Source organism: Reinekea thalattae (assembly GCF_008041945.1).
GTDB lineage: Bacteria > Pseudomonadota > Gammaproteobacteria > Pseudomonadales > Natronospirillaceae > Reinekea > Reinekea thalattae.
Genome location: NZ_VKAD01000003.1, coordinates 138,972 through 160,429, shown reverse-complemented (window position 1 = coordinate 160,429; position 21,458 = coordinate 138,972). Strand labels below are relative to the sequence as shown.

At 47.2% G+C, this 21,458-nt stretch carries 16 protein-coding genes; 12 read left to right on the top strand and 4 right to left on the bottom strand.

All coding sequences use genetic code 11. The features are described from left to right. Positions 1–11 precede the first annotated feature (11 nt). The 4 genes from FME95_RS12975 to cysK all read left to right on the top strand — a co-directional run bounded on the left by FME95_RS12975 (position 12) and on the right by cysK (position 4,435). Entirely contained in the window at positions 12–890 is an 879-nt protein-coding gene (locus FME95_RS12975) for a U32 family peptidase (RefSeq protein WP_147714925.1), read from the top strand. A 77-nt stretch (positions 891–967) separates the two neighbouring features. Continuing rightward, positions 968–2,446, top strand: a complete 1,479-nt coding sequence (locus FME95_RS12970) for a TrkH family potassium uptake protein (RefSeq protein ID WP_147714924.1) — start codon at positions 968–970, stop codon at positions 2,444–2,446. Positions 2,447–2,828: 382 nt separating this feature from the next. Then, a complete protein-coding gene (locus FME95_RS12965; protein WP_147714923.1) occupies positions 2,829–3,218 on the top strand; it encodes a flagellar basal body P-ring protein FlgI in 390 nt (129 codons plus the stop codon). 281 nt (positions 3,219–3,499) lie between these two features. Beyond that, positions 3,500–4,435 (top strand): cysteine synthase A, encoded by a 936-nt coding sequence (gene cysK / locus FME95_RS12960; RefSeq protein WP_147714922.1) that lies wholly within the window; start codon positions 3,500–3,502, stop codon positions 4,433–4,435. A gap of 147 nt (positions 4,436–4,582) precedes the next feature. Here the strand turns inward: cysK and FME95_RS12955 are convergent, their stop codons facing one another. Then, a complete protein-coding gene (locus FME95_RS12955) occupies positions 4,583–6,073 on the bottom strand; it encodes a glutamate synthase subunit beta (RefSeq protein ID WP_147714921.1) in 1,491 nt (496 codons plus the stop codon). A gap of 12 nt (positions 6,074–6,085) precedes the next feature. Continuing rightward, positions 6,086–10,702 carry a glutamate synthase large subunit gene (gltB, locus tag FME95_RS12950; protein WP_147714920.1) on the bottom strand — a complete coding sequence of 1,539 codons (4,617 nt, stop codon included), beginning with the start codon at positions 10,700–10,702 and terminating at the stop codon, positions 6,086–6,088. Positions 10,703–11,282: 580 nt separating this feature from the next. Between gltB and FME95_RS12945 the strand changes: the two genes are divergently transcribed. The 4 genes from FME95_RS12945 (at position 11,283) to FME95_RS12930 (ending at position 14,722) form a co-directional block, all read left to right on the top strand. Beyond that, entirely contained in the window at positions 11,283–12,206 is a 924-nt protein-coding gene (locus FME95_RS12945; protein ID WP_147714919.1) for a Ppx/GppA phosphatase family protein, read from the top strand. A gap of 173 nt (positions 12,207–12,379) precedes the next feature. Further along, the gene (locus FME95_RS12940; RefSeq protein WP_147714918.1) at positions 12,380–13,117 is read left to right on the top strand and encodes a 5-oxoprolinase subunit PxpA; all 738 of its coding nucleotides are present in this window, start codon (positions 12,380–12,382) and stop codon (positions 13,115–13,117) included. Then, positions 13,107–13,787 (top strand): 5-oxoprolinase subunit PxpB, encoded by a 681-nt coding sequence (gene pxpB, locus FME95_RS12935; RefSeq protein ID WP_147714917.1) that lies wholly within the window; start codon positions 13,107–13,109, stop codon positions 13,785–13,787. Before FME95_RS12940 ends, pxpB begins: the two co-directional genes overlap by 11 nt. Next, positions 13,784–14,722: a 5-oxoprolinase subunit C family protein gene (locus FME95_RS12930; RefSeq protein WP_147714916.1), complete on the top strand. Its 939-nt coding sequence runs from the start codon at positions 13,784–13,786 to the stop codon at positions 14,720–14,722. Before pxpB ends, FME95_RS12930 begins: the two co-directional genes overlap by 4 nt. Positions 14,723–14,796: 74 nt before the next feature. Here the strand turns inward: FME95_RS12930 and FME95_RS12925 are convergent, their stop codons facing one another. Next, the gene (locus FME95_RS12925) at positions 14,797–16,134 is read right to left on the bottom strand and encodes a TolC family outer membrane protein (RefSeq protein WP_147714915.1); all 1,338 of its coding nucleotides are present in this window, start codon (positions 16,132–16,134) and stop codon (positions 14,797–14,799) included. A 180-nt stretch (positions 16,135–16,314) separates the two neighbouring features. On the opposite strand from FME95_RS12925, the gene FME95_RS12920 reads away from it, so the two are divergent. The 4 genes from FME95_RS12920 (at position 16,315) to parE (ending at position 20,593) form a co-directional block, all read left to right on the top strand. Next, the gene (locus FME95_RS12920) at positions 16,315–16,926 is read left to right on the top strand and encodes an NUDIX domain-containing protein (RefSeq protein WP_147714914.1); all 612 of its coding nucleotides are present in this window, start codon (positions 16,315–16,317) and stop codon (positions 16,924–16,926) included. A gap of 154 nt (positions 16,927–17,080) precedes the next feature. Then, positions 17,081–17,551, top strand: coding sequence for a DUF1249 domain-containing protein (locus FME95_RS12915; protein ID WP_246109381.1), 471 nt, complete (start codon positions 17,081–17,083; stop codon positions 17,549–17,551). A 97-nt stretch (positions 17,552–17,648) separates the two neighbouring features. Next, the gene (gene cpdA, locus FME95_RS12910; RefSeq protein ID WP_147714913.1) at positions 17,649–18,452 is read left to right on the top strand and encodes a 3',5'-cyclic-AMP phosphodiesterase; all 804 of its coding nucleotides are present in this window, start codon (positions 17,649–17,651) and stop codon (positions 18,450–18,452) included. A 248-nt stretch (positions 18,453–18,700) separates the two neighbouring features. Next, complete coding sequence (gene parE, locus FME95_RS12905; RefSeq protein ID WP_147714912.1) at positions 18,701–20,593, top strand: DNA topoisomerase IV subunit B; 1,893 nt, start codon at positions 18,701–18,703, stop codon at positions 20,591–20,593. 105 nt (positions 20,594–20,698) lie between these two features. Here the strand turns inward: parE and FME95_RS12900 are convergent, their stop codons facing one another. After that, a complete protein-coding gene (locus FME95_RS12900) occupies positions 20,699–21,385 on the bottom strand; it encodes an ankyrin repeat domain-containing protein (RefSeq protein ID WP_147714911.1) in 687 nt (228 codons plus the stop codon). Between the last annotated feature and the right edge of the window lie 73 nt (positions 21,386–21,458).

The following is a 21,458-nucleotide window of genomic DNA, read 5'->3' as shown; positions in this document are numbered from 1 at the left end:
TGGACTTATGTATGCAAATTACTCTGGCACCCATTCCTTTTTACTGGCCGAAAGAAACCGTTTTCCAGTTTTATAAGCAGGCAGCAGAATGGCCTGTGGATCGAATTTGTCTGGGCGAAACCATCTGCTCTAAACGCCGAGAACTACGTAATGAAGACTGGCTAAACCTAGCTGAGCAGCTCAGCGACGCAGGCAAGGAAGTCGTCATGAGCACATTGGCATTGGTAGAGGCAGAGTCAGAACTGAAAGCCATTAAAAGCCTGTGCAAAGACAGCGACTATTTAATAGAAGCTAACGATCTGGCGGCGGCAGAATATTGCTTTCAGCAACAAAAAACCTTTATTGGCGGGCCCTATTTAAACCTCTATAACATTGAAAGCCTCAAGCAATTACAGGCCGATGGCATGAGCCATTGGACTTTGCCGGTCGAGCTGGGGCAGCAACCGCTACAACGATTATTAACTGAGATTAATCAACACCAACTGCCGCTGCGCACCGAAGTGATGGTGCACGGCTATTTACCGTTGGCGTTGTCTGCTCGTTGTTTTACAGCACGAGCACACGAGCGAGAAAAGGATGCCTGCAAAAAAATCTGTATCGACTACCCTACTGGCATTGCGGTTGATAACCGTGAACAACAGCGCCTATTTAATCTAAACGGCATTCAAACTCAGTCGGGTTTAATCCTTGATTTGCTCGATCAGGTTACGACCCTAGATGAAATGGGCGTTGATTCGATTCGCATATCGCCCAGCCAAATCGATATGGAAGGCATCGTCACAGCCTACGCTCAAGCCATTGCTGGCAATACTGGGCTGCAAACACCAAACTCTTCAGCACCCTATTGCAATGGCTATTGGCATGGCAAAGAAGGCATGGCACACTTTTGACCCTTCATTCCAGTCACGAAAACGCTCAACGAGCCGCGCCATCCCAACTAGGTTCGAGAGATCATTGGTGTAAGTATATGGTCGGTTTTAGCACGAATCGTACGCCCTTCAATTTGCTCAGCATCGTGTCATTGTCGGTTTTACCACTGGCAATCATCGGTACGGTGTTTATCGTATTTGGTTATCTATCGCTGTTTGTTTTTGCCGACCATCTAAAAAACACCTTTGTTGTTCCTGGTATTCAATTACTGGCGGTGGCTTTTACTCTTTGGCTCGTCTCGCATAAAAAGCCGATCATTATTAAGGGCCGCACGGCGCCATTTTTTGCCGTGTTAGCCTGGCTCATTATCGGTTTTTGCGCTGCCATTCCTATTGCTGAAGTCACCCACGTATCGGCAGTCGATGCTATTTTTGAGTCCTTCAGTGCATTAACAACCACTGGCGCGACAGTGTTAACTGGGCTGGACAGCATGCCGCACAGCTTCTTGTTGTATCGACAATTTCTGCAGTGGCTCGGCGGTTTAGGTATCGTCATTTTTGTCGTCGCGGTTTTGCCAACACTCAACGTCGGCGGCATGAAGCTATTAAAGGCTGAAGTGCCAGGGCCGATGAAAGACGACAAATTAGTTTCCCGTACCGTACACACGGCGCAGTACTTATGGATTGTCTACAGTGCCATTACCATATTATGTGCTATTGCTTACTACCTAGCAGGCATGAGCTTTTTCGATGCCATTAGCCACAGCTTTTCGACCGTATCGACCGGCGGCTTTTCCACCCACGATGCCAGCTTGGGCTATTTTGAAAGCGAATTAATCTATCTTATCAGCGATTTTTTTATGATTGCCGGCGCAGTTAACTTTGCGCTGCATTACCACTTTTTTCGCGTTAAACGAGTTTCGCCCTATTTAAAAAATGAAGAAACGCGCGCTTTCTTTGGCATTCTGCTGTTTCTTGGCTTGGCTATCTTTGCGGTTATTTTAACCGCCAGCCATGATCCTTCGATGTTACGAACACTGAATCATGCATTTTTTATCCTGATCTCGTTTATGACCAGTACCGGCTTTGGCGGTGAAAACTTTACCGCCTGGCCATTGGCGGCGCTATTTTTGTTGCTTGTTAGTGGTTTTTTTGGCGGTTGTGCAGGCTCTACCGCTGGCGGCAGTAAAATCATCCGCATTGTTATTTTATTCAAATTAGTCCGCCGCGAAGTGCGCCGACTCATTCACCCTGGCGGCGTCTTTTCGATACGCTACCAAGGCCGCCCCATTGAAGATTCTGTTATTCGCAATACGCTGGCATTTATCCTCTTTGTTATTGTCTCCAATGTTGTGCTATCGATAGCATTAATGATGACCGGTTTAGACCTGTGGTCTTCGGTTAGCGCTGTGGCATCCTGCCTAAATGTTGTTGGCCCAGCGTTTGGCCAGCTGAGCAATAACTTTATTCCGGTCAGCGACGCCGGTACCGCCTTGCTGACCTTCACCATGTTATTAGGCCGTTTGGAATACCTCACCATCCTAGTGCTGCTTATCCCCAAATTTTGGCAATACTGACGCTCTAACGTGGAACAACGACTACTCTAATTTGGCAAGTGTTTTATCATCACATCGACAAAAAAGTTACACACTGATTCTGTGGATAACTCTGTGAACAAACTTTTGAGAACTGACTCCAAGCCTTATGGAATGGGACTATTAATGATTGCGTTTATTTTATCCAGCATGAATTTTGACCAAAAAACTTCAATAAAAACAGTCACTTACAAACAACTTCTAATCTTGATTAATAAAACTGTCTTTTAAAATCTGTCAAGAGGGTCTGGCGATTTAGTTGGTGGAAAAATCCGGCCTGTGATCTATCAGTGACAAACAATTAGCTGCACAGTATGGTGTCGTTGCTAGACTTGAAACCAGATTCAACTAAGAGAGATCTGCTATGCGTGCAGCCATCGTTTTATTACTTCTAACCGTCGCTTTAATGGCCGAAGCCAGACCATTACTTCATATGGTAACTGTCGACGACGGCTTAACGGCAACACCGATCACAATACCTAGCGAGCCCAATGAGGGCGAAGAGCAAACTGCTCCAGCCACCAGCCAATACAGCACAATGCCGGAGGTGAGTGATTACATTCGCTTAACCCTGCACGCACCAAGCTATGGTTTGATCGCACAGATTGACCAAGCGATCACCGATTGGCTTGGCCCAAACATGACTCGGATTGAAAACAGCCAAACGCTATTGGTTCAAGCGCCACGCGATAGCAGCCAACGAGTTCGCTTTATAGCAGCACTGCTTAAGCTCGACATTCAAGCTGATAGATAGCTCCAGCCAAATAGATAGCCAACCTGATAGATAGCTCCAACCAAATAGATAGCCAACCGATAGCCTAACCAAATAGATAACCAACCCGAACGATAGCGCTACCGTTCTTCTTAAATAAACAGTTCATGTTCTAAATAACCATTCGCTACATCGCTAGCCAATAAGATTATTTAGATCGGCGTAAGAAACTGGTTACACTGAATGCTCATAATAAGCTCGCTAAGCTTTACGCTCTGGGAGCCATAACTCTCTACTGTATGAATCAGTGAATGGAGATCGATATGCGCATCGCAAATAACGTCACCGACCTAATCGGCAACACCCCTCTTGTTAAACTCAACAGATTGACCAAAGATTGCAAAGCCACGGTTGTCGCCAAGCTCGAATACGTTAATCCGGGAAAATCCGTTAAAGACCGAATCGGCTTCGCCATGATCGAAGCAGCTATAGAGTCCGGCGCATTAAAAGAAGGCATGACCATCGTTGAACCAACCTCCGGTAACACCGGCATTGCATTGGCAATGGTCGCCGCGGCCAAAGGTTTCAACTGCATTTTAACTATGCCAGAAACGATGTCGAAAGAGCGTCGCCAATTACTGAGAGCCTACGGTGCTGAATTAATTTTAACCCCTGGCCCAGAAGGCATGGGCGGTGCAATCGCTAAAGCCAAGTCGCTGGCAGAAAGTGATCCGGCGCGTTATTTCATGCCGCAACAGTTCGAAAACGCTGCCAATCCTGCGGCTCACGCAGCAACAACAGCAGAAGAAATATGGAACGATACCGACGGCCAAGTCGATATTCTAATCTCCGGCGTCGGCACGGGTGGCACCGTTACTGGTACCGCGAAAGTTTTGAAGCAGCGCAAAGCCGATGTTAAAGCCATTGCCGTAGAACCGGCAGCTTCACCTGTGTTGTCCGGCGGCGATAAAGGTCCTCACCCGATCCAAGGTATTGGCGCGGGCTTTGTCCCTGAAGTGCTCGATACCGAGCTGCTTGATGAAATTATCCAAGTTGAAAACGAAGACGCTATGAGTACCGCGCGTGCAGCCGCAACCGACGAAGGTTTGTTAGTGGGTATTTCCTCTGGTGCAGCCATTTGGAGTGCCATTGAGGTCGCCAAGCGTGAAGAAAACGCTGGTAAGCTGATTGTTGTTATTATTCCATCCTATGGCGAACGCTATCTTTCAACTCCGTTGTTTGCTGATCTGGCTGACTAATCCGGCACTCAACAACGACCTAGACCAAGCATAAAAAAAGCCGTCACCGATAATACGGTTGACGGCTTTTTTGCTTTGTGATTAACAAAGCAACTTATAGTGCCATTGCGCTTCGCTGCCGGTAATCACCGACAGCTTCAACGCACATTATTTAGGCAAGTATGAATGGCCCATTAGGTATTTATCAGCCGCTTGTGCTGCACCACGACCTTCATTGATCGCCCATACAATCAGGCTCTGACCACGACGAGCATCGCCACAGGCAAAGATACCTTCAACGCTGGTATCGAACTCACCATACTCAGCTTTTGCATTGGAGCGCATATCTTTTTCGACACCTAAGTCATCTAAGATTTTTGCTTCTGGACCTAAAAAGCCCATCGCTAACAAGACAAGATCGGCAGGGTAAACCTTTTCTGATCCGGCAATTTCTTGCGGTACCATTTGGCCTTCAGGGTTCTTCTGCCATTCAATGTTAACTGTATGAACCGCTTTAACATTGCCTTGATCATCGGCCTCAATCTTCTTAGTCATTACTAAGTAATCACGCGGATCACGACCTTGCGTTGCCACTGACTCCTCTTGGCCATAATCAACCAATAGGCGTTTTGGCCACTGCGGCCAAGGGTTATTTGACTGACGCGACTGTGGCGGTTGCGGCATAATTTCTAACTGCACAACAGACTCACAACCATGACGAAGCGAGGTACCAACACAGTCGGTACCCGTATCACCACCGCCGATCACGACAACGTGCTTACCTTTTGCACTGATGTAATTACCGTCTTTGTGTTCGCTGTCGAGTAGGCTCTTGGTATTTTTTGCCAAGAACTCCATAGCAAAGTGAACGCCTTTGGAGTTACGACCTTCAACTGGTAAGTCACGCGGCACTGTCGCACCGGTTGCAATCACGACGGCATCGAAATCATCGTTTAAACGATTTGCCGATAAGTCTTTGCCAATCTCGGTATTGGTTACAAAGTTAACGCCTTCTTGACGCATGATTTCAACACGACGCTCAACGACTTCTTTCTGTAACTTCATGTTTGGAATACCGTACATCAATAGACCACCAATGCGATCTGCTCGTTCATATACAGTAACAGTGTGACCAGCTGAGTTAAGCTGAGCAGCTGCCGCTAAGCCTGCTGGGCCAGAACCGACCACGGCAACGGTTTTTCCGGTGCGTGTTTTCGGTGGATTCGCAACAACCCAACCTTCCGCGAAGCCTTTTTCGATAATCGAGACTTCGTGATGCTTAATGGTGACAGGGTCGGCGTTAATACCTAAAACGCAAGAACCTTCACACGGCGCTGGACAAACTCGACCAGTAAACTCAGGGAAGTTATTGGTCTTGTGCAAACGCTGTAACGCTTCTTTCCAGCGGCCTTGGTAGACCAAGTCGTTCCATTCTGGAATCAAGTTATTGACTGGACAACCGGCTACGGCTGGCGCGTACTGAGACTTACCAGACATACAAAATGGTACGCCACAGTCCATACAGCGAGAAGCCTGTTCACGAATTTCTGCCTCTGGCATGTGTTCGTGAACTTCTTTCCAATCAATAAGACGATCTTTTGCGTTACGGTCTTCAGGTAGCTTACGCGCAACGTCGATAAAACCCGTTGGATTTCCCATGAATAGCCCTCCTTAAACCGTCGATTTAGCCGATTGCTTCGGCTTTTTTAAATTTTCGATGTGCATTTCGAACGCAGCGGCCGAAACATCTTCTTCTGTTTCGTATTTGCCACTGTCGCGAGCCGTTTGCATGTACTGTTGGATACGCTTGTAATCAACAGGCATTACCTTAACAAACTGGCTGAGCGCACTTTGCCAATCGGCCAGTAGCGCTTGTGCGACATCGGAACCAGTGCTTTGTGCATGCTCTTCGATCAAGGCTTTTAAACGCGCCTGATCTTCAGGCTCCAGTGCTTCGATCTCTACCATTTCCATGTTGCACTTATCGGCAAGGCTTTGGTTTTTATCCCAAACGTAGGCAACACCACCGGACATACCTGCAGCAAAGTTGCGTCCCGTTTCACCTAAGATCACAGCGCAACCACCGGTCATGTATTCCAGACCGTGATCACCGACACCTTCGACAACAGCAGTCACACCTGAGTTACGAACACAGAAACGTTCGCCAGCTCGGCCTCGAATAAAGGCACGACCATCGGTACCGCCAAAGAAGGCTACGTTACCAATGAGGATATTTTTGCTTGGCTCGAATGGCGCTTTTTTGTCTGGGTAAATCACCAACTTGGCACCAGACAAACCTTTACCGCAGTAATCGTTTGCATCGCCTTCTAGCTCAAAGGTGACACCTTTGGCTGCGAACGCCGCAAAACTTTGACCCGCAGAACCGTTAAATTTAACGCTGACGGTATCTTCCGGTAAGCCATCGGCGTGATAGCGTTTAGAGATTTCATTCGACAACATCGTGCCCACCGAACGGTCGGTGTTACGAATGCTGTAGCTTAAGTCTACGCGCTTGGCGTTTTCTAACGCGTCGGCGGCATCGCTAATCATTTTCCGATCGATGATGTCGTCGATTTGATGCTTCTGTTTGATCGATTGATACAGCGTATCTTCGGCAAACATTGGCACTGCTTTGTAGAGTACAGGCTTAAGGTCAACGGTTTGGAATTTCCAATGATCAACATCGGTACGCGGCGCTAAGCACTGCACTTGACCGACCATTTCGTTGATACTGCGGAAACCTAACTCAGCCATAATTTCACGTAAGCCTTCGGCCATCATAGTGAAGAAGTTGACTACGTTTTCGACCTTACCTTGGTAGCGATCACGCAAACGCTTATCTTGCGTCGCAATACCGGCTGGGCAAGTATTTAGGTGACACTTACGCATCATGATGCAGCCTTCAACAACCAATGCAGCGGTTGCAACGCCCCATTCTTCGGCACCTAATAACGTAGCGATGGCAAGGTCGCGTGGCGTTTTCATCTGGCCATCAGCCTGCACAACAATGCGCGAACGCAAACCGTTTTGTACCAAAGTTTGGTGAGTTTCGGCCAAGCCTAGTTCCCACGGTAAACCTGCGTGTTTGATCGAACTCAATGGCGAAGCACCGGTACCACCATCGTGGCCGGCAATCAGCACCACGTCGGCAAAGGCTTTACAAACACCCGATGCAATGGTGCCAACACCAGCTTCAGAAACCAGCTTAACGTTGATACGCGCATCGCGGTTGGCGTTTTTCAGGTCGTAGATCAGCTGGGCTAAATCTTCGATTGAATAAATATCGTGATGCGGCGGCGGTGAAATCAAACCAACACCTGGCGTCGAACCACGAGTACGACCAATCCAAGCATCGACTTTATGGCCTGGCAACTGCCCGCCTTCACCCGGTTTTGCACCCTGCGCCATCTTAATTTGTAGCTCTTCGGCGTTAGCAAGGTAATGAGAGGTGACACCAAAGCGACCAGAAGCAACCTGCTTGATCTTGGAGATCATGTTGTCGCCATTCTCAAGTGGCTTAAAGCGAATAGGATCTTCGCCGCCCTCACCTGAGTTCGACTTACCACCAATACGGTTCATAGCGATGGCGAGTGTTGTGTGCGCTTCCCAAGAAATAGAACCGAACGACATTGCACCCGTTGCAAAACGCTTAAAGATTGACTCTACGGACTCAACTTCAGCCAATGGAATCGATTGACGATCCGACTGGAACTTCAATAAACCACGTAGAGTGTACATCTCTTTCGACTGATCGTCGACGTTGCGGCAATATTCTTTAAATTGCTCAAGATCGTTTTGTTCAGTCGCGTGCTGCAATAAACGAATCGTGGTTGGGTTAAATAGGTGGCGCTCACCATCGTGACGCCAAGCATATTCACCGCCAGACTCTAATGCAGGCTCAACAAAGATACGATCGTCGGCCGGGTAACCTTCGCGATGTTTGGTCAGCGACTCTTGCGCTATTTCATCCAAACCTAAACCTTGAATACGCGTTACCGTACCGCAGAAATAACGGTCGACAACGGCTTGATTAATACCCAAAGCTTCAAAAATTTGCGCGCCTTGATAAGACTGTAATGTTGAAATCCCCATTTTAGAGAAGATTTTCAACAAGCCAGAACTTACCGCTTTAGCATAGCGATCAAACACTTCGGTATCGGTCAGTTCAGAATCGATGATGTCTTCGTTGCGCAACTCTAATAGCGACTCGATGGCAATAAATGGATTCACCGCCGAAGCACCAAAGCCTAATACTGTGGCAAAGTGATGCGTCTCACGGACATCGCCAAATTCACCAACAATGTCGCAATCAGCGCGTAAACCAGCCTTAATAAGGTGGTGATGCACGGCTGCGGTTGCCAATACGGATGGAATTGCAACGTGGTCGGTATCGATATCACGGTCCGACAAAATAAGAATTTGGAAACCATCATTCACTGCATCGGCTGCATAACGACAAATTCGCTCCAACGCTCGCTCTAGCTCTCCAGCTTTACCCGTCGCACGGAAGGTTGTTGGAATCGTGCGCGTTTGGAAATGCGAGTGATCGATATAGCGAAGCTTCATCAGCTGTTCGTTATTTAAGATCGGTTGTTTGATTTCCAACTTATGACAATGCTTGGCCGACTCTTCGAGTAGGTTTAAATCACCACCAATATAGGTACGCAGAGACATCACCATCTCTTCGCGAATCGGGTCGATTGGCGGGTTAGTCACCTGAGCAAACAACTGCTTAAAGTAGTGCGATAAATGCTGAGGACGATCCGAAAGAATCGCAAAGGGTGTATCGGTACCCATAGAACCAAGCGGTTCTTTTTTGGTGCCAACCATATCGGCCAGAATCAGATGCAAATCTTCGGTGCTATAACCAAAGGCACGCTGACGTTTCTTCAAGTTATCAACTAATGGATGCTCAACCTTCACTTCTGGTGTTGGCAATTCATCCAAAATGATTTTTTCTTGCTCTACCCACTTCACGTAGTCTTGGCGCGAGCAGATATCGGCTTTTACTTCTTCGTCAGAAATAATACGACCTTCATTAAGATCGCAAATGAAGATTTTACCCGGCTGCAAACGGCCTTTTTCGACCACTTTAGATTGATCAACAATCAGAGCGCCAGTTTCTGAGCCCATAACTACCATGTCATCGTCGGTCACTAAATAACGAGACGGACGCAAACCGTTACGGTCCAAAGTCGCACCAATGATATTACCATCGGTAAATGAAATAGAGGCTGGGCCATCCCAAGGTTCCATAATGCAGGCGTGATATTCATAGAACGCACGCTTAACTGGGTCCATGTCTTCTTGAGTTTGCCAAGCTTCTGGTACCACCATCATCATGGTATGCGCCAAAGGTCGGCCAGCTAAGACCAGCAATTCAACCATCATGTCGAGGTTGGCAGAGTCGGACATGTCACGATCAAAGATCGGCATTAACATATCCATTTCTTCGTTAGTAAAACGAATCGATTCAAATAACGCTTGGCGTGCCTCTAACCAGTTAACGTTGCCCTTAACTGTATTAATTTCACCGTTGTGCGACATATAACGGAACGGCTGGGCGCGACGCCAATGCGGGAAGGTGTTGGTAGCAAAACGCGAATGGAACATCGCCATTGCAGAGACGCAACGCTCATCCTGTAAATCTAAGTAATATTGACGCACCTGAGCTGTTGTCAGCTGGCCTTTGTAAACCAATGTACGCGATGACATCGACGCGATATAAAAATCTTCGCCAATGTTTGCCACCGTTTCCGCCACCAAATGACGGGTGTAGTTACGCAACACATAAAGCTTACGCTCAAACTGTTGCTGCGTTTTACAGTTGTGATTCTGAATAAAGACCTGTTCCATTTGCGGTTCTTGGTCTTTAGCTGCTTGGCCGATCATGCTGTTATCCACAGGTACAACTCGGTAACCTAATAGACGCAGACCTAAGCGACTCATGTTCCGTTCTAGCAACTCGCGGCATTCTTGGCGCTTGCTTTCATCGGATGGGAAAAACACCATGCCGACACCATATTCGCCATTAGCAGGTAAATTAAAGCCTAGCTTTGTGGTCTCTTCTTCAAATAGCTCATGTGGAATTTGAATCAATACACCTGCACCATCGCCGCTGCTGGTATCAACACCGGTACCACCCCGGTGCTCCATGCAGCTAAGCATGGTCAGCGCGTTTTCGATAATGTCGTGTGACTTACGGCCTTTTAAATTGGCAACAAATCCGATACCGCAGGCATCGTGCTCAAATTCGGGCCGATATAGACCAGAGTGCATGTTAGTCATAGTCTCTTCCAATTCATTTTTTATTCGTACCGATACCCGCCAAAAAGCATTTCTAGCGCGATCCTTTATAGGTCGGGTGTTTAATCGGTAAGTTAGAGAGAAGTCGCAAAAATGAAAATGCGATGTCGATTCTCGAAACTCCCATACTAATGATTAAATAGCCGGAGGCAATCCTTATGCTGATCATTTTACCACCTATTTTGTTACACAAACTTACATTTTGCGCACTTTAGTCTAGCTTTTGACTCATTCTCTGGTCCAAAACTGCCGAGAAAACCGCATACCACCGACACCTAACTAATGCTTCAACTTGGTGCACAAAACCGACCTTGTGCGTCATATTTACCCCGACAAAAATGTCGATTCGTTAATTGATTTTTTCGACAGACAGTCTTTCATTTTTTTATATTCTGTTTTTTAGATCGAAAAACACAAAAACCATAAAAATACAGATCATAATAATCTAACTGATCAACAAAAACGACCAATCCTGACAGCTTATTGGTCCAAGCTACGGGTTTACTTGGCTTTGCCAGCGAATAAAAGTTATATTCAAAAGCAAAGTAATGAACACTGAACTATGTTAGGCCCAGAATACGTAGCTGCAATAGATTTAGGCTCCAATAGCTTTCATCTAGTCATCATGAAACACGAAAACAAAAAGCTGACGTCTGTCGACTGTCGGCGCGAACTGGTGCGTCTTGCAGCTGGCATTAGCAATGGTCGAATCAATAAAGAAACCAAAACTCGCGCCTTACGTTGCCTAGCTCACTTCCACGATCACCTTAAGAGCCTGCCAAACGTCAGCATTGCGGCAGTCGGCACCAGCGCCTTTCGGCGAATCTATAATGACCCCAGCTTCATTGCCGAAGCCGAACGCGCATTGCATCACCCTATTCGCATTATCAGTGGCGACGATGAGGCTCGCTACATCTATTTAGGCGTGTCGCAAAACGAAGCGGACCGCTCAAGATTAGTACTCGACATCGGCGGTGGCAGCACCGAGCTGATCGTCGGCAAGGGCCGACAACCACAAGTGCTGACCAGCCTAGAAATTGGTTGCGTCACCTTAACGGCTCAATTTTTAGACTACGACACCCTATCCGAAGCCCAGCTTGTTGAGTGCATGGACTATGTCGATCAACAACTCGACAGCGTTATGCCATTATTCAAAGATCTTTCATGGCAAGAAGCGATAGGCTCTTCAGGCACTATTAAAGCTATTAATTGGGCCATGACTAATTTACATATAGCCGAAACCGGTACGATCCATCGCGATCAACTGGATCGGCTATTACCGGTACTCACTCAAGCCGACAGTCAGCGACAACTCTCACAGTTACTCGAGTTAAGCCCGCGCCGCATTTCGGTCTTTGCAGCTGGCTACGTTATTGCACATAGAATTTTTCATCGTTTCGATATTAAAGAGTTACGCTTATCGCCACGGGCGATCCGCGAAGGTCTGATTGAAGAATTAATCTCACCGCCAGAACCAGTTACCTAGCAAAGTTTTTAACCATAAAACCTTTAGTTAACTCAGCGTTTGTTAGTTAGATTAGTTGCACTTTACAACTACCCAGTGACAATCACACAGCTCGGCGTCGAATGACGATTTAAAATTCAGTAAGCGGCTTTCACAGCCATTGTTATAAACAGTCGAGAAGACAAGAGATATTGATGAAATTAAACTGCGATCTAGCTGAAAGCTTTGGTTCTTGGAAAATTGAAGGTGAAGAGCAGGTGATGCCTCTGATCGACCAAGCCAACATTGCCTGTGGCTTCCACGCTGGTGACCCGGTCACCATGAGTAAAACCTTAGCACTGGCTAAACAGCATCAGGTATCTGTTGGCGCGCATCCTGGCTACCCAGACCTAAACGGTTTTGGTCGCCGCTCGATGGCGATGTCAGAGTTGGAATTAAAAACCTGCGTTCAATATCAAATTGCCGCCGTTGCAGGCATGGCCTCGATACAGGGGCTTACGCTAAGTTACGTCAAACCGCATGGTGCGCTGTACAACGACATGATGCGCGACGACAAAGTTCGAGCCACGATAATGCAAGCCGTGGCTGACTACCCGCTGGCTCTGCCACTGATGCTGCAAGCGACTGAACAGCATCAACAACATCAAGCAGAAGCCGACCAATATGACCTGCCATTACTGTTTGAAGCCTTTGCTGATCGCGGCTACACCAACCAAGGGCTATTGGTGCCTCGCAATCAAGCCGGGGCGATGCTTAACGGTGAGCAGATGTTAGAGCGAGTAAAGTCACTCTGCGAACAGGGTGTCATCTATTCGGTCGATGGCGCTGCATTAACCTACCCAGTCGATTCGCTGTGTGTTCATGGCGACAACGCTGAGTCGGTTGCTCACATTCAAGAAATTCAATCTCTGATGAGGTGTTATGAAAACTGAATTAGCTTCGGAACGATCTGTTATTGTCTATCATGATGAGCCCATTGGTGCACAGACTACGGCTCAGCTGCAATATCTTGGCAAACAGATTAAATCGGCATTAGGCGAACAACTGTTAGACTTGGTGCAATCGTATCAATCGTTGCTGGTTATCTTTAATCCGCGCCTAAGCAGCCACCCGTCTGTTATCAAGATCATCGAGCAATGCATCGAAAACCTACCGACAGGCAGTATGGCAACTCATCAACAGCTGGTGCGATTACCGGTTTATTATCACGAAGAAGTCGGCCCAGATTTAGAACGTATTGCCAGTCATCATAAGCTCACAATTGAGCAAGTGATTGAACGCCACTGCTCGCAAGCCTATCAGGTTTATGCCATTGGTTTTGCGCCGGGCTTTGCCTATTTGGGCGAAGTGGCCAGCGATATTGCCATGCCACGACTTAAGTCACCGCGACCTAAAGTCGCCAAAGGCTCGGTCGGTATTGCCGATCAACAGACGGCGATCTATCCAGCAGCGTCACCTGGAGGCTGGAACCTGATTGGACGCTGCCCAATTGAACTGTTTAATCCAGAGCAAACACCAGCGATGCCTTTTAATGTTGGCGACAACGTGCAATTTAGTGCCATCAACAAAGACGAATTTATTAATCTTGGAGGTATTTTATGAGTACCTTTAGTGTTGTATCCCCCGGTCCATTAACCACCTTTCAGGACGCTGGCCGCATTGGTCACCACGCTATTGGCCTCACCGAAGGTGGCCCGATGGACTTCCGCTCGTTCGCTATCGCCAATCGGCTGGTTGAAAACGACATCAACAGCACCGCATTAGAAATCACCTTTGGCGGCCTCATTCTAAAATGCCTTAAGCCAACAACCCTGTGCTTAACGGGTGCTTACGCTCCTTTATTTATTAATGGCAAAGCCAAACCACTTTGGCAAACGCATCAGGTAAACAGTGGCGACGAAATCAAAATCGGCTTTGCTGGCATTGGTGTACGCAGCTATTTGGCGGTCAGTGGCGGTTTTGACAGCCCTCGTTGGTTCAACAGTAGCGCTACGGTAATTCGCGAAAGCCTCGGCCAAGCCTTGCAGAAAGGCGATAGCCTAACCGCTCTTGGTAATGCTAAGCCTGCCAATCGATTGCACTATTTGAAGCAAGCCAGTCTGCGCAAACAGATTACCTTACGCTTTATTGCTGGCTACCAATGGCAACATTTAACGGCCGCCGAGCAGGCTAAATTTTTGGCTTGCGATTATCAGATATCGCCACGCAATGATCGCATGGGTTATCAGCTAGAGGGCGACGCCATTGATTCCGGTATCGAAAAAATCTACTCAGAAGGCATCAGCAAAGGGACTATTCAGCTGCCTGGTAATGGTCAGCCGATTATCCTAATGAACGATAGGCAAACCATTGGCGGCTATCCAAAACTCGGCTCGGTAATTTCAGCCGATCTGGATCGTTTATCGCAGCTCACTGCAGGTGCGAGCGTTCGCTTTATAGCGATTAGCCCTGAGCAGGCTATCCGCGAGTTCAATGCTTATAGCGATGAGATCGAGCACATCCGATTCGAGGCTCTTACCCTGTCACAATCGGCATAAAACGGGTCTTCGCAAAACGAAAAAAGCAGTGCCAAGGCACTGCTTTTTTTATCCCATCGAGAAGCTTAAACCGCTTATTCTGCAATCAAGTATTGGTCGATGCTTGCAAGATCTTGAAATGCTAACAGACCTGTTTCTTTTTTAAGGTTTAACAGATCAATCAGATAATCATACCGTGCATTATTTAGGTTATTTTGCGCAGAAAATACCGCCAGCTGAGAATCCAATACTTCCACGATATTTCGAGTACCGACATCGTAGCCAACTTCCGTTGCTTGCAGTGCGCTTTGGCGTGACTTCAATGCCTGCTGTTGCGCCGCTACGTTTTGAGCATCGGCCTGCACTGAGTTAAATAGATTGGCAACCGTTACCGCCTTGCCACGCTTAAGCAACTCAATTTGCTGCTCGACGATGTTATTCTGAATGCCTTGTTTCGCAATGGCAGAGTTATTCGCACCACCGGTAAATAAATCCATGCTCACTTGAACACCAACGGCAACGCTCCAGTTGTCTTCATCGTCGTTGTTGTAATAGTCGTAGTTATAGATGTCGTCATAATCGAACGAAATAGAAGCACCAACAGTCGGTAAACGATACTGCTGCGCCAACGCACGCGCAGTCAGTTGGCCTACTTGCAAACCTCGCTCGGCGACAATAATGTCTGGATGCTGAGTAATCGCCAGCTCGATCCATTGCTCTTGTAAGCTCTCGTCGAGTTGTGTAATTGGAATGCTGTCGCTGATATCCAAAATACCGTCTGGCGATTGGCCAGTGGTTATCGAAATATTTTGCAGCGCGATATTATAGCTAGAGTTTGCACGAATTAGGCTGACTTTGGTTTCATCTAACGTTGCTGTTGCATCAAGCACATCGGTGATTGGAACCAAACCAACATCGTAACGCTGCTCTGTTTGTTCAAATTGGCGCTCGACTGCTGCCAACTGTGCCTTGGCAACATCCAGTGCGTCCTTAGCTCGTAACGCATTCAGATAGGCTTCGGCAACGCGCACCATTAAATCTTGTTCGGCATAGGCAGCTTCAATATCTTCAATCGATGCATTCACCTTAACGGCCTCGTAGGCGGTAAAGGCAGCGAGTGCAAAAACATTTTGCGTGATATCTAACGAACCATTAATGGCTTGGAAGTCACTGTCTAACGCTAGGCTTTCTTCACCGTCCATCGATGCATCATTACCAATACCGTAGCTGGCACTGGCAGAAACATTAGGTAACACATTAGATAAACCATTGGTGACATCTTGTTGCGCACTTAAAACCGCTAACTGAGCCATCTGCAACGTCGGGTCGTTCTGTGACGCCTGTTCATAGGTTTCAATCAATGATTGCGCCGCATTGGCATAGACAGAAGAAAGGGTAAACAACACACATATTATCGGTAATTTTTTTAGCATAAGGGCGTCTCGAAACTTGCATTTAAAGGGAGGCAGGATTCATTATGCGCGCAGAGCATTCAATCCTAAAGTTTAATATCAGACTAGCTAGCCATTATTTCAACAAATACGGCAAAATAAACTGCATCGAAAGTCACTATATTTCAAAAAAACACTGTTCTATTCAAGGTTTAATCCACTATGAAGCGAAACACCGATCTTTTTAAGTTTGATATTAAGCACAGTGAGCCGCTCTATCAGGGCTTTAACCAAATGGACAAGCTCACCATTACTCATCAGCGTTTCGACGGTGGCGAGCTAACCATTGAGCGCGAACTGCTAAAGCGCACAGAAGCGGTTTGCTTACTGCTGGTCGACTTTAATGCCGACAGCTTTGTCATGATCGAGCAGTTTCGCTGCGGCGCATTGCGTGAAGCCAACCCTTGGCTTATTGAATTGGTGGCAGGCATGATCGATACCGATGAAAGCCCTGAGCAAGTCGCCCGAAGAGAAGCTCAAGAGGAAGCCGGTGTCGAGGTTGGCCGAATGGAGTTTATTTGTCGTTACCTGCCTTCACCAGGCGGCACCAACGAGCGCATTCACCTCTATGTCGGTGAAGTCGATAGCCGCTGCGCCAGTGGCGTGCATGGCTTAGATTACGAAGGTGAAGACATTCAGGTATTAACACCCAGCTTTGACGAAGGCCTGCAATGGCTCGAACAGGGTGTTATTAACAACGCCGCCAGTGTTATTGCTCTGCAATGGTTTGCCTTAAACCAAGCAACCTTGCGACAAAAGTGGCAAACCGCCTAATTTGGCTCTACTGATCAACCAGCATGCTTTAGTATTCCAGTAAGGCGAGAGCCGGTTATCGCTTTACAACCTCCGATTTAGAACCTCTAATGCAGCAGCTAAACTAAGCTTTAAGCAATTCAGTGATATTTAAAAAATAACGACGAGTAACCTTTTGATTATAAAACGCTACATCCCCGACATCGCCAAACACGGTCAGCTTTGCGAAGCCAACTTTGTACGTTTGGAGCGATTGCTCAGAGACAAAAAGGCCGACCACTTTGAGTTTGGCTGGCATGACAACGACAACGAAGTCGCTGTCAGCATCGACGTGGTCGAGCGCTTTAAATACACCACAACCTTACAGCTAACCAAAACCTTCAGTCACTTTCCCGAGCCGCTAAATGTCGTCGAATTGACTGTTCGGCTCTATTCCGATGCTCGCATGGCGGAAGTCGTAACACTAAAGCAAGGCAGCCAGCTAAACGGTGTTTACCGCTACCCGAACGACATGATGTACCAAATTGATGAAAAAGAGCAGGCCAACCACTATTTGGCCGAATGGCTCAGCCACCTACTAAACCACGGCAGCGTTCGAACTGTGTGGCAACCCGCAAAACTGGAAAATGACCCAAACACGCCTTAATTTTGTCGATCAGTTCCTTCTTTGAGCAAATTAAACCCCATACAATTCTGCGACGTATTTGAAAAGCCCAACCCGAAATACTCTGCATTGATGTGATATGGCGGTAATGATGGAACAAAGCTACACCCTGCTTCAAATTACAGATCCTCACCTGCATGCCAGCAAAGAAGGTACCTTGCTTGGCATGAATACCTATGACAGCCTGCAACAGGTGATAGGTCAGGTTCAGCTATGTGGCAGTAATATCGATCTGCTATTGGCGACGGGTGATATCTCACAAGACGGCAGCCAACAGGCCTATCAGCATTTTTTGAACAGCGTGTCGGCGATCGACGCGCCCATGTATTGGATTCCCGGCAACCATGACTGCCCTCGCGGCATGAGCCATTCGAGCAAAGGGTTTAACCATGAGCAATCGGTGCTCGAATTGGGTTCGTGGCTTATTGTGCTGCTCGATACTCACGTTTGCGATGAAGTCCATGGCGAGCTCAGCCACACCGAACTAGACCGCCTAGAGCGAGCGCTAGAACAGCACCCGAATCATCATGTCCTGATCAGCTGCCACCACCACCCAATCAATATTGGCAGTGCTTGGATGGATAAAATCGGCATTCATAATGGCGATAAACTGCAAGCCATTATTCGCTGTCACAACAACGTGCGTTGCGTTCTATTTGGCCATGTTCATCAACAAAGCGACCGAACCCTAAACGGCGTTCGCTACCTTTCTACGCCATCGACCTGCGTGCAGTTTTTGCCAAACAGCGATGAATTTGCCACCGACAGCCAACCGCCGGGTTTTCGTGTGCTCAAACTCAAAGCTAACGGTCAGATAGAAACCCGAGTTAGTCGAGTGTCGCACTTTAAAGTAGAGCTCGATGAAACGCTCACCGCTTACTAAGCTTTGAATCCTGAGCCCTGAGCGCTCATTCAAACATCGCCGACAAGCCCCAACTTTCTGCTAGCTAGCAAATAAACCCAACAAATAACCACACTTAAGCTTATGCTTTGGCAGCACAGCTGTAGCGAGGCACTGTAAAAGCTACGACAACGACGCTAAGTGATCGCACATCGGCGATTTTCTGTTATCCTAAGTCATTATTTTTATTCAAGTTTTATCATCGAGTTTATAAAGAGGTGCATGCGCCCATGACTAACAATTATTCGGCAGAAGCCATTGAAGTGCTAAGCGGTTTAGAACCCGTTCGAAAACGACCTGGCATGTATACCGATACCACGCGGCCCAATCACCTAGCGCAAGAGGTGATCGATAACTCGGTGGACGAAGCCCTAGGCGGCCATGCAGACCAAATTGATATCGCCCTGTTTAAAGACGGCTCACTGAGCGTCACCGATAACGGCCGAGGCATGCCGGTTGATATTCACCCTGAGCACGGCATACCCGGCGTCGAGTTGATTCTTACAACGCTGCACTCCGGCGGTAAATTCTCTGGCAAGAACTATCAGTTTTCCGGTGGTTTGCACGGTGTTGGTGTTTCGGTTGTTAACGCCCTCTCTAAGGTGTTAGAAGTTTCGGTAAAACGCGACGGTAAAATTCATCGCATGGGCTTCCAAAATGGCGATAAAGCTATGGATATGGAAGTGGTCGGCGAGTGCAAAAAACGCGAAACCGGCACCACGGTACGCTTTTTACCGGACGAGTCCTACTTCGATACCGGCAAGTTTTTAGTCAGCCGTTTGCGCCATGTACTTCGAGCAAAAGCAGTATTGTGCCCTGGCTTACGCATTAACTTTTATAACGAAGAGAAAGACGAAACCGAAACCTGGTTCTACGAAGATGGCCTAAAAGATTATCTAATCAGCCACACCAAGGTTTATGAAACATTACCAGAAGCGCCTTTTACCGGTTCTTTTTCCAGCGAAACCGAAGCTGTCGATTGGGCGTTGCAATGGCTACCCGAAGGTGGCGAAGGTCTGTTCGAAAGCTACGTTAACCTGATTCCTACAGCGCAAGGCGGCACCCACGTTAACGGTTTGCGCCAAGGCTTGCTCGATGCCATGCGCGAATTCTGTGAATACCGCAACTTACTACCGCGCGGCGTAAAACTTGGCCCAGAAGATATTTGGGACAGGTGCTCTTATGTGTTGTCCTTTAAGATGCAAGATCCACAATTTGCCGGCCAAACCAAAGAGCGGCTTTCTTCGCGCCAAGCCTCAGCCTTTATTGCTGGCGTGGTCAAAGATGAATTTGCACTCTGGCTTAACCAGCACACCGACATTGCCGAGCTGCTCGCAGAACTGGCAATCTCAAACGCTAACGCGCGTATGCGCAAAGCTAAAAAAGTCGCCCGTAAAAAAGTCACTTCAGGCCCAGCACTGCCGGGTAAATTAGCAGACTGTTCCGGCAACGATGCCATGAAAGGCGAACTGTTTTTAGTGGAAGGTGATTCGGCAGGCGGTTCTGCAAAGCAAGCACGCGACCGAATTTTCCAAGCGATCATGCCGTTGCGCGGTAAAATTTTGAACACATGGGAAGTCGACAGTAACGAAATTCTTGCCAGCCAAGAAGTTCACGACATTGCCATTGCACTGGGTGTTGACCCAGACAGCCAAGACATCGAAGGCTTACGTTACGGTAAAATCTGTATCCTTGCCGATGCTGACTCAGACGGTTTGCACATTGCTACATTGCTGTGTGCACTCTTTGTTCGCCACTTTAAAACCTTGGTGCAAAAAGGACACGTCTACGTTGCCATGCCGCCGTTGTATCGAATTGATATTGGCAAAGAAGTTTATTACGCACTCGATGATGAAGAGCGCGAAGGCATTTTAAATCGCCTTGAAGCAGAGAAAAAACGCGGCAAAGTTCAAGTCACTCGCTTTAAAGGCTTGGGTGAAATGAACCCGATACAGCTGCGCGAAACCACCATGGACCCAAATACCCGTCGCCTAGTGCAACTGACTATCGAAGAAGGTGACGACACCATGGAAATGATGGACATGTTGCTGGCGAAAAAACGCAGCGGTGATCGTAAAACTTGGCTAGAAAGCAAAGGCAGCCTCGCCGAAGTCGTTTTGTAATTCGCGCTCTAACAACTCTGAAAGTAATGCGGTAAGCAAGCACCTCTAGTCTCCAGTTAAACTAGCTAGAGGTGTTTGTTAGGCGCGGTAAGTACCGCTTCGATTTTATGAGTTCTCCTCAATTAATCGAATGATTTTCTGATTCTCTTGCCTGTTGGCCAAATCAATTAAAGTTTCATTGTCTCTCGACACGACGTTTAAATCAGCGCCTTTATTTATAAGGTGCTCCACGCACTCAACATTTCCTTTTAATACAGCCCATTGAATAGGATTGTATGCTTGCTCACCATAATTTGTAGAAACTGTCATAACATGCGACATATTTATATCCCCGCCATACTCTAGCGCGAGATCGATAAGCTCCGGTTTACAGACAATGGCATACCCACTCATAACCGAAATTCCAAAAGAATTAGCATGGTTCACATTTGCTCCTGATTTAATTAAAAAGGTAGCAATATCAAAATTTCTGGCTTCGCTTGCTCTTAGTAAAGCTGTACCTCTATAAGAGACTATCCCATCTATCTCAACACCTTGACTTAAAATGTATTCGACTATGTCTAGATTTCCGTATATGGATGCATATGCCAACGCTTTATTTACCATATTAGGTTGAGTTGGCGGATCTAAGTCCACTACACCTCTTTCTACGATTACTTGAACCTGAGACAAATTTTTATCCCTAATAGCCTCAAATAGCATCTGTCGTTCCTGCTCCTTTTGAGTATTAGTAGTAGCACATCCAAAAATTAGTGCAGAAAGAATAACTAGTAAAAAGTTCTTCAAAGTCATCTATAAAATCCCTCATAAAGCCCACCTAAACAGTGAGCCACTTGTTTGCTTTGGATATCAGGCTGATAACTCA

Coding starts and splice junctions, on each gene's coding strand:
- FME95_RS12975 (WP_147714925.1), top strand. CDS start 12: ATGCAAATTACTCTGGCACCCATTCCTTTTTACTGGCCGAAAGAAACC.
- FME95_RS12970 (WP_147714924.1), top strand. CDS start 968: ATGGTCGGTTTTAGCACGAATCGTACGCCCTTCAATTTGCTCAGCATC.
- FME95_RS12965 (WP_147714923.1), top strand. CDS start 2,829: ATGCGTGCAGCCATCGTTTTATTACTTCTAACCGTCGCTTTAATGGCC.
- cysK (WP_147714922.1), top strand. CDS start 3,500: ATGCGCATCGCAAATAACGTCACCGACCTAATCGGCAACACCCCTCTT.
- FME95_RS12955 (WP_147714921.1), bottom strand. CDS start 6,073: ATGGGAAATCCAACGGGTTTTATCGACGTTGCGCGTAAGCTACCTGAA.
- gltB (WP_147714920.1), bottom strand. CDS start 10,702: ATGACTAACATGCACTCTGGTCTATATCGGCCCGAATTTGAGCACGAT.
- FME95_RS12945 (WP_147714919.1), top strand. CDS start 11,283: ATGTTAGGCCCAGAATACGTAGCTGCAATAGATTTAGGCTCCAATAGC.
- FME95_RS12940 (WP_147714918.1), top strand. CDS start 12,380: ATGAAATTAAACTGCGATCTAGCTGAAAGCTTTGGTTCTTGGAAAATT.
- pxpB (WP_147714917.1), top strand. CDS start 13,107: ATGAAAACTGAATTAGCTTCGGAACGATCTGTTATTGTCTATCATGAT.
- FME95_RS12930 (WP_147714916.1), top strand. CDS start 13,784: ATGAGTACCTTTAGTGTTGTATCCCCCGGTCCATTAACCACCTTTCAG.
- FME95_RS12925 (WP_147714915.1), bottom strand. CDS start 16,134: ATGCTAAAAAAATTACCGATAATATGTGTGTTGTTTACCCTTTCTTCT.
- FME95_RS12920 (WP_147714914.1), top strand. CDS start 16,315: ATGAAGCGAAACACCGATCTTTTTAAGTTTGATATTAAGCACAGTGAG.
- cpdA (WP_147714913.1), top strand. CDS start 17,649: ATGGCGGTAATGATGGAACAAAGCTACACCCTGCTTCAAATTACAGAT.
- parE (WP_147714912.1), top strand. CDS start 18,701: ATGACTAACAATTATTCGGCAGAAGCCATTGAAGTGCTAAGCGGTTTA.
- FME95_RS12900 (WP_147714911.1), bottom strand. CDS start 21,385: ATGACTTTGAAGAACTTTTTACTAGTTATTCTTTCTGCACTAATTTTT.